Origin of the sequence: Paenibacillus sp. 1_12, assembly GCF_900114475.1 — a bacterium.
Classification (GTDB): Bacteria; Bacillota; Bacilli; order Paenibacillales; family NBRC-103111; genus Paenibacillus_S.
The window spans coordinates 1-8,541 of sequence record NZ_FOTE01000049.1; the positions used below are offsets into that span (position 1 = coordinate 1).

8 protein-coding genes and 3 pseudogenes are annotated in these 8,541 nt (G+C 48.8%); 8 read left to right on the forward strand and 3 right to left on the reverse strand.

Translation table 11 applies throughout. The annotated features are described in order from the left end of the window. From BM210_RS33740 to BM210_RS36480, 3 genes and pseudogenes are all read right to left on the reverse strand, one after another. Positions 1 to 2,045, reverse strand: a pseudogene (locus BM210_RS33740) (S-layer homology domain-containing protein); the annotation flags it as partial. Beyond that, a complete protein-coding gene (locus BM210_RS33745) occupies positions 2,029 to 2,178 on the reverse strand; it encodes a hypothetical protein (protein WP_256224223.1) in 150 nt (49 codons plus the stop codon). The pseudogene BM210_RS33740 and the gene BM210_RS33745, both read right to left, overlap by 17 nt. A 3-nt stretch (positions 2,179 to 2,181) precedes the next feature. Further along, a pseudogene (locus BM210_RS36480) lies at positions 2,182 to 2,253 on the reverse strand (S-layer homology domain-containing protein); the annotation flags it as partial. 523 nt (positions 2,254 to 2,776) lie between these two features. On the opposite strand from BM210_RS36480, the gene BM210_RS33750 reads away from it, so the two are divergent. From BM210_RS33750 to BM210_RS33775, 8 genes and pseudogenes are all read left to right on the forward strand, one after another. Further along, on the forward strand, positions 2,777 to 4,924 hold the full coding sequence (locus tag BM210_RS33750) for a sensor histidine kinase (protein WP_091177052.1): 2,148 nt from the start codon (positions 2,777 to 2,779) through the stop codon (positions 4,922 to 4,924). Positions 4,925 to 4,931: 7 nt separating this feature from the next. Further along, the gene (locus BM210_RS33755) at positions 4,932 to 5,636 is read left to right on the forward strand and encodes a response regulator transcription factor (RefSeq protein WP_091177058.1); all 705 of its coding nucleotides are present in this window, start codon (positions 4,932 to 4,934) and stop codon (positions 5,634 to 5,636) included. 281 nt (positions 5,637 to 5,917) lie between these two features. Continuing rightward, positions 5,918 to 6,127 carry a hypothetical protein gene (locus BM210_RS33760; protein WP_091177053.1) on the forward strand — a complete coding sequence of 70 codons (210 nt, stop codon included), beginning with the start codon at positions 5,918 to 5,920 and terminating at the stop codon, positions 6,125 to 6,127. Between the two features lie 64 nt (positions 6,128 to 6,191). Beyond that, positions 6,192 to 6,329, forward strand: coding sequence for a hypothetical protein (locus BM210_RS35280; RefSeq protein WP_177238173.1), 138 nt, complete (start codon positions 6,192 to 6,194; stop codon positions 6,327 to 6,329). Between the two features lie 18 nt (positions 6,330 to 6,347). Next, positions 6,348 to 6,392 (forward strand): annotated as a pseudogene (locus tag BM210_RS36485) (S-layer homology domain-containing protein); the annotation flags it as partial. After that, complete coding sequence (locus BM210_RS33765) at positions 6,393 to 6,881, forward strand: S-layer homology domain-containing protein (protein WP_091177054.1); 489 nt, start codon at positions 6,393 to 6,395, stop codon at positions 6,879 to 6,881. A gap of 124 nt (positions 6,882 to 7,005) precedes the next feature. Further along, a complete protein-coding gene (locus BM210_RS33770; protein WP_091177055.1) occupies positions 7,006 to 7,161 on the forward strand; it encodes a carbon storage regulator in 156 nt (51 codons plus the stop codon). A 336-nt stretch (positions 7,162 to 7,497) separates the two neighbouring features. Continuing rightward, positions 7,498 to 8,202: a response regulator transcription factor gene (locus tag BM210_RS33775; RefSeq protein ID WP_091177056.1), complete on the forward strand. Its 705-nt coding sequence runs from the start codon at positions 7,498 to 7,500 to the stop codon at positions 8,200 to 8,202. Positions 8,203 to 8,541 lie beyond the last annotated feature (339 nt).

Sequence of the window (8,541 nt, forward strand, 5' to 3'; positions counted from 1 at the left end):
CTTGCCGTTGCCGTCGCTGTTCCTGTCAGCGTCCACGTCCCCGTATCCTTCTTCGATACCGTCACTACGGTTGTGCTGTCGCTCACGCTCGTATTGCCGTAAGCATCGCGAAGCGTCACGACCGGCTGCTGCGCAAACACACCTCCGTTGCCGGCTGGTGCCGTAACGTCCGTGGTCAGCGCCATCGAAGCCGCACTTCCCGCTGAAGGCGTGATGCTCAGCGTATTCGCCGCAGGCGTTGCCACGTCAGACACGCTCAAGCTGATGGTTTGCGCTGCCGCCTTGTTCAGCTTCAGATTCGCCGTGGCTACCCCGTTCGCAAAGGTAACGCTGATCGGGTTCGGGGACGCGGTCAAGGCCGTCTCTTTAAAGCTGCCATAGGATCCGTTCGGCGCTTGCAGGTAACCGGATATCGTCACATCATGCGCTCCGCTGAACGTCGTATCCGTGTTCCCCAACGTATCCTTCACGGTCAGCGTGATCGCATCATCCACACCGACTCCGGGAGTGGGGGCCGCTGCGGCTGCGCTGACCGTTTGCGCTGGCGCAACAACCGTCAGCTTCCGGATCTTATAATTATTAAGATCCGCTATATACAGATTCCCGTTGCTGACCACAGCCACTCCAGTCGGGTTTTTCAATTCGGCCGACGTCGCCGCTACTCCGTCTCCCGAAGAGCCAGCTACACCCGTACCCGCCAACGTGCTAATGTTCCCCGTCGTATCTACTTTCCGAATTCGATGGTTATTAGTATCCGCTATATACACATTCCCGCTGCTGTCTACAGCTACTCCAAACAGCAGGTTCAAACTGGCCGACGTCGCCGCTCCTCCGTCTCCTGAATAGCCCAAAGTACCCGTACCCGCCAACGTGCTAATGTTCCGGGTAGTCTTATCTACTTTCCGAATTCGATGGTTATTTTTATCCGCTATATACACATTCCCGCTGTTGTCTACAGCCACTCCAGACGGGTCCCACAATTCGGCCAACGTCGCCGCTCCTCCGTCTCCCTCAGAGCCAGCTACACCCGTACCCGCCAACGTGCTAATGTTCCCCGCCGTATCTACTTTCCGAATTCGATGGTTAGCAGAATCCGCTATATACACATTCCCGCTGCTGTCTACAGCCACTCCAGACGGGCCTCTCAATTCGGCCGACGTCGCCACTACTCCGTCTCCCGAAGAGCCAGCTACACCCGTACCCGCAAACGTGCTAATGTTCCCCGTCGTATTATCTACTTTCCGAATTCGATGGTTAACAGAATCCGCTATATACACATTCCCGCCGCTGTCTACAGCCACTCCAAACGGGCTCCTCAATTCGGCCGACGTCGCCGCTACTCCGTCTCCCGAAGAGCCAGCTACACCCGTACCCGCAAACGTGCTAATGTTCCCCGTCGTATTATCTACTTTCCGAATTCGATGGTTAAAAGTATCCGCTATATACACATTCCCGCCGCTGTCTACAGCCACTCCATACGGCAAGATCAATTTGGCCGACGTCGCCTTCCCTCCGTCTCCCGTAGAGCCTTGAGAACCCGTACCCGCCACCGTGCTGATCATATAACTATCTGCTGCATAGGCTTTCCCCCCGAGCCATTCAGGCAGCAGTGCCGTTATCAACAGAAAAGCTAGAACACAGGCCATAAGCTGTTTTATCTTTTTACGCATTCCTTTTCCTCCTTCGTAGGATACTTCCCCGATAAAATTCATTCTTGCTGCAAACAATCCCTCTACTATTTCATCCAGATGGACAACTCTAGTAATCCCTTGGTCACCAACTGTGACTTTGACGCCCAGCGCACGATCAAGCATGACGATCATCTCGGCGCGGGTCATGATTTTATCGTATCCAAGCGTACCGTGGTCATAACCGTTATATATCCCTTTAGCAATGATTGCACCAATCATTACCTTGCTCCAATCGGGAACTGGAGCGGCGTCTTTAAATTTGCCCAGATCGGCACTCGCGGAAGTGTCCAGCTTCAACAGCTTAGCAATCATCACAGCCGCTTCCTGGCGTGTGACCTTATTGCCCGTTCTCATCGTGATAGCCGCTAATATACCCGGCATGCAAAGCGATTGCGACCTGCTCGTATTCCCATCTTTGTGAATCTACATCTCTTACTGTCACTTCTGACTTGTCATTCAATCCGAACGACCGGTTCACCAGAGCCATGGATTCTGCTCTTGTGATCGCAACATCCGGTTTAAATGAGCCGTCCCCATAACCCTTAACCTTTTCAAATACAATCCATCAGTTGTTTCTCCTCCCAATGCCCATGGACGTCTGACTTTGTACCCTCGCTTGCTGCGTAGGCAGCAGGGAGGGGCAAGCTCAGTAGCAACGCTAAAAACAAGCAGACCATTCGCCTTTTTATAGAGGTTTTCCTCCTGAAGTATGATAAATTATAGCGATTTTCCTCCTTGTACTTTATCATAGTAGATTAGCCCATTAATGAAACTTAAAGAAAACTTTAAGTTCGCGCTCGAGATAAAGCATGCCAAAGAAACAGATCCTCGCATTCGGGGCATGTGGAGTGCTGTGTGTAGCTCAATATTTCAGAGCTGCATTTACCTGTATATTGAAGCATGAATGTATTTAGTATTCGGGCTTCTGTGTTTGTGGTGGCCTTACATTCAAAAAAGGACCTCATCGTGATGTTTGTGTTCAACGCCTCGCAGATATTTGTAGGGTACATTTTCCTTTAATGATGATATTATTTAGATAATCAACTTACTTATTGCGCATCTTGTAGATTGGGGTTGGGTTCATAATGAGGGGTATTCTCCGATTCGGTTCTCGTACGATCTTGCTTTATATAGCTGCTGCCGTTGTTGTTGGTTTGGTTGCAAGCTATGCCGTCATCTCTTCACCGGACTCCCCTAAGATCGAAAGTAAAGAAGGCATTCTGGATTTAACGCAGGTTCATGTCAGTGAGAATCCGCTAAAGTTACAAGGGGAGTGGGCGTTCTACTGGCAAGAACTGCTGTCGCCTGAGGATATACAGATTCGTTCGACAAGGGACGGAAATCATGACCGCTGGATCAGCATCCCGAGCTCCTGGCTAGGCTATCGGTTAGATGGTCAGTGGCTGAACGGGACAGGTTATGCAACCTTTCGGGTGGTCATCCAACTTAGCGAGCAGGATCGGAACGAGCGGCTTGCTCTGCGGCTGCCTACCATCTTTCATGCGTATAAATTATGGGTTAATGGCGATCTACTGGCAGAAGTTGGTGCGGTTGGTCAGGACAAGAGCAGCGTGACACCGCAGCTGGTAACGAAGCTGGTGTTCTTCCAGCCCGAGAATGACAGGGTGGAGCTGGTTATGCAAGTAGCCAACTTCCATCATAAGCGAGGCGGCATCACCAAGTATATAGAGCTTGGCGGCAGTGATGTGTTAACGGTCAGGACAAATCTGAAAATCGCTGCAGAAATGTTCATCACCGCAAGCCTGCTGGTGATTGGCGTGTATCACCTGCTGTTGTTCATGCTGCGACGCAAAGACAGGGCTACATTGTATTTTGGTCTGTTCACCGTGTTGTCCGGTATCCGATCCTTGCTGGTCGGCGAGCTCTTGCTCACACAATTGTGGCCAGCATTTCCATGGGGATTGCAGTTCAAGATCGAGTACCTGATTCTTTGCAGCATTGGTTATATCATGACGGGGTACTTTGATAGCATTTTTCCGAATTATGTGTCGCGCTGGTTTCATATTGGCACGCGAATCGTAACCAGCGTTTTCTGTATCGTTGTTGTGGTGACCCCTGCCATTATATATACAAAAATGTTACTGGCGATCGGTGTAATGCTTGTTCTGCATATGGTTTATCTGATGATTGGGCTGGTCCAAGCGGCTGTGTGGCGTATGGAGGGAGCGCTGATCTTCCTGTTGGTGTCGGTAGTTGCTTTTGTTACAGTCATCAACGATTTTTTATATTACAACGAATGGTCGCTGATCGGAAATACATCTCCACTTGGTCTGTTGGTGTTTACGATCGCACAGATGATGCTGCTTTCTTCGAGATTTACGAGGGCGGCATCGAACGAGGAGAGGATTGCACGTGAGCTGCAGGACGCTAACAACAAGCTGACCGATATGAATATGAATTTGGAACGGACCGTGCAGGAACGCACACAGGCCTTATCCGCAGCTCATGATGATCTACGCACTTCGTATGACCGGTTGCTTCACTCCGAGCAAGGGAGAAAAAAGCTTCTTGCCTATATTACGCATGATCTGCGTATGCCGCTGTCCAGCATGCTTGGTTATGTAGAAGCTGTGCAGGACAGGGTCAAGCCGGAACGCAATGAACAGTACCTGAAGTATATCCGGGATAACACGATAAGGATTAACCGCATGATCGAGGAGTTGTCCTTCTTGTCGCATTTGGAGACGGGACAAGTCTCGTACCGAATGGAGCCGGTTCATGTGTTTCACTTCTTGCGTGGTTTTTTTGAACAATATGAGCTGGTTGTGCGTGACGCAGGGTTGGATTTCATGCTGGAATACAGCGATGTGAACGATCAAGGACCTAATTCGCCTGTTGTCGAGATGGACACGCAAAGGCTGGAGCAGGCGTTGTTCAATCTGGTGTCGAACGCAATGAAGTTCACCCCTAGGGGTGGGGTGGTGACTATTGCACTAGCTGTGAACGAGGCGAATCATACCCGATATGCGACCATAAGTGTGCAAGACTCTGGAACGGGTATTCCTCCAGAGCAGCTTGAGCAAATCTTCGATCGCAATTACAGGTATGATCGACCGGACATGGAAAAGGGAGTAGAGGGCAGCGGGCTCGGGCTGGCAATATGCAGGGAAATCGTACAAGCGCATGGAGGGACGGTTCGAGCGGAGAGCGATGGCCAGACGGGGTCGATCTTCTATGTATCGATTCCTTGTATTCGAGAAGAAGGAAGGTGAGGACGTGATGGACACGCACAAAATTATGATCGTCGATGATGATCCCCATATATGCGAGATTGTTCAGGCGTATTGCGAGAGGGAGGGCTTCATAACCTCGTATAGCCACAGCGGGACAGAAGCCATGAAGCTGCTTGCGTCGTTCGAGCCGGATTTGATTGTACTGGATGTACTGCTGGCTAATGAAAACGGCATTGATTGGTGCAGGAACGCACGTAGCTACACGAATGCGCCGATCGTGTTTCTGAGCAGCCGTGAGGAGGATGAGGTGAAAATCAGCGCATTATCCTATGGCGGCGACGATTATGTGACCAAGCCGTTCAGTCCGGGAGTACTCATGGCCAAGATCAAGGCTCACCTTCGCAGAGTGTCGACGGGCAGAAGGGAACAGCTGCTGGAGTTACCGGGTTTGACGCTGGATTTCTACGCACAGTCCGTCAACATGGGTAGTGAACCCATCTTTTTATCAAAAAAGGAGTTCAGTCTACTGTCCTATTTGGCACAAAACGTTAATCGCGTCGTCACTGTCGATACGTTGTTTCAGCTCATCTGGGGAATGGAGAGTCTGGAGGATACGAGAACGGTCGCTGTACACATCAGCAATTTACGCAAAAAAATTGAGGCTGACCCTGCCAATCCTGAGAGAATCATTACGATTCGGGGGGCCGGATATATGCTGGTTGCCAAGAGTGCGTTGCAAGCGCGAACATAGCGTTAAGGTTGGTAGTGTGACCACGACTGCCGCTAACACACTACAGCTAGAAGGTTTAGAAGCAAGCTGCTTTAAGTGTAGTGAGCTGAACCGTATCATAAACAGATAAGGCGGACAGTTCATATTTCGATGAACGTTAAATTACTCAATGGACTCGGCTGCTTATCTAGTGAAACCCATGCCACAAGTCTGCCACATTGTCCCCAAAAGTGTTTGCATGAGAGAGAGGATCCCAGACTTCATGTAAAACAACCTCCAATTCCACCTATGATAAAGTGGAGATGGAGGTTGTTTTTGCATACGAAATTAGTGATAAATGGAGACTGAAAATTATTGATGCACTGGGGTACCTGAATGTAATTCAGTATGTTGCGAATGTGCTGCATGCCGATCTAAACACGATCAAGCCGCTGGCGGATATTGAAGTTCTTACAGCCAATAATCTTTGTAATCTGTTTCTTTGGCATGCTTTATCTCGAGCACGAACTTAAAGTTTTCTTTGAGTTTCATTAACGGGCTAATCTACCATGATAAAATACAAGGAGGAAAAACTCTATGAAAAGGCGAATGGTCAGCTTGTTTTTAGCTTTGCTACTGAGCTTGCCCCTCCCTGCTGCCTACGCAGCAAGCGAGGGTACAAAGTCAGACGTCCATGGGCATTGGGCGGAGAAACAACTGATGGATTGGATTTGAAAAGGTTAAGGGTTACGGGATGGCTCATTTAAACCGGATGTTGCGATCACAAGAGCAGAAGCCATGGCTCTGGTGAACCGGTCGTTCGGATTGAATGACAAGTCAGAAGTGATAGTAAGAGATGTAGATTCACAAAGATGGGATTACGAGCAAGTCGCAATCGCTTTGCATAAGGTCACACGCCAGAAAGTGGCTGTGATGATTGCTAAGCTGTTGAAGCTGGACACTTCCGCGAGTGTCGATCTGAGCAAATTTAAAGACGCCGCTCAAGTTCCCGATTGGAGCAAGGCAATGATTGGTGCAATCGTTGCTAAAGGGATATATAACGGTTATGACCACGGTACGCTTGGATACGATAAAATCATGACCCGCGCCGAAATGATCGTCATACTTGATCGTGCACTGAGCGTCACAGTCACATATGTTAAAGCAGGCGTATATGGACCTGAAACTGGGCATGAGACGATCGTTGGCGACGTTCTTCTTAACGCTAGCGGGGTGTCACTAAAAAAGGAAATGGGCAACTTGACCCTAAAAGTATACAACCAATAGTTACAAATAAGAGAGTTACTGTTGCAGGAAGCAACTCGGAAACTTCAATTGAACGAATTATGATAATTCTCGTAAAAGATGTTCAAATCACATAAAGATCCTTCACGGTAAAGGAGTGAGTCTGATGCTGGTCGTTGGAAGAAAACCCGGACAATACATAGTGATCAACGAAAGAATTATCATAAAGGTAATTACAAGTAGAGAGGGGCACTTACGCTTGGCTATTGAAGCGCCAAAAGATATCTCTATCGTTCGCGGAGAATTGCTTAATCAAGAATAAGCACAAGCAAGGGACGGAAATCATGACCGCTGGATCAGCATCCCGAGCTCCTGGCTAGGCTATCGGTTAGATGGTCAGCAGCTGAACGGTACAGGCTTTGCAACCTTTCGGGTGGTCATCCAACTTAGCGAGCAGGATAGGAATGAGCGGCTTGATCTGCGGCTACCTACCATCTCTCATGCGTATAAATTATGGGTTAATGGTGAACTGCTAGCAGAAGCCGGTGTGGTTGGTCAGGACATGGAGGGATGGTTCGAGCGGAGAGCGACGGCAAGACGGGGTCGATCTTCTATGTATCGCTTCCTTGTATTATAAATGAAGGAAGGTGACGGTGTGATGGACACGCACAAAATTATGATCGTCGATGATGATCCCCATATATGCGAGATTGTTCAGGTGTATTGCGAGAGGGAGGGTTTCATATCCTCGTATAGCCACAACGGGACAGAAGCCATGAAGCTGCTTGCGTCGTTCGAGCCGGATTTGATTATACTGGATGTATTGCTGGCTAATGAAAACGGCATTGATTGGTGCAGGAACGCACGTAACTACACGAATGCGCCGATCGTGTTTCTGAGCAGTCGTGAGGAGGACGAGGTGAAAATCAGCGCATTATCCTATGGCGGCGACGATTATGTGACCAAGCCGTTCAGTCCGGGAGTACTCATGGCCAAGATCAAGGCTCACCTTCGCAGAGTGTCGACGGGCAGAAGGGAACAACTGCTGGAGTTACCGGGTTTGACGCTGGATTTCTACGCACAGTCCGTCATCATGGGTAGTGAAACCATCTTTTTATCGAAAAAAGAGTTCAGTCTACTGTCCTATATGGCACAAAACGTTAATCGTGTCGTCAGTGTCGATGCGTTATTTCAGCTCATCTGGGGAATGGAGAGTCTGGAGGATACGAGAACGGTCGTTGTACACATCAGTAATTTACGTAAAAAAATCGAGGCTGACCCTGCCAATCCTGAAAGAATCATTACGATTCGGGGGTCCGGATATATGCTGGTTGCCAGAAGTGCGTTGCAAGTGCGAACTTAAAGATTTCTTTAAGTTTCATATTTAGAGCAATCTACCATGATAAATTAGAAGTAATATTTGTAGGTTTTTGACGAAGAAAAGCTAGCTGTCATGGGAGATGGTATATACAACCAGATACTTGGACCAAGGCATCGTTGCATGTGACGATATTTGTAATTAGGGGGGAATGGCGTGAATGTAAAATCCGTGCAGCCGGTCAGTGATTATTTCAAAGCGATGCAGCAATGCAAGGACGCACGCGCGACGAAGGATCAGTCGAGTTTAGCATCTATTCGAAATATGCTCATGCTGGGCAAGAAGTTACGCACCGACGAAATGGACTACTTACAGCAACATGAT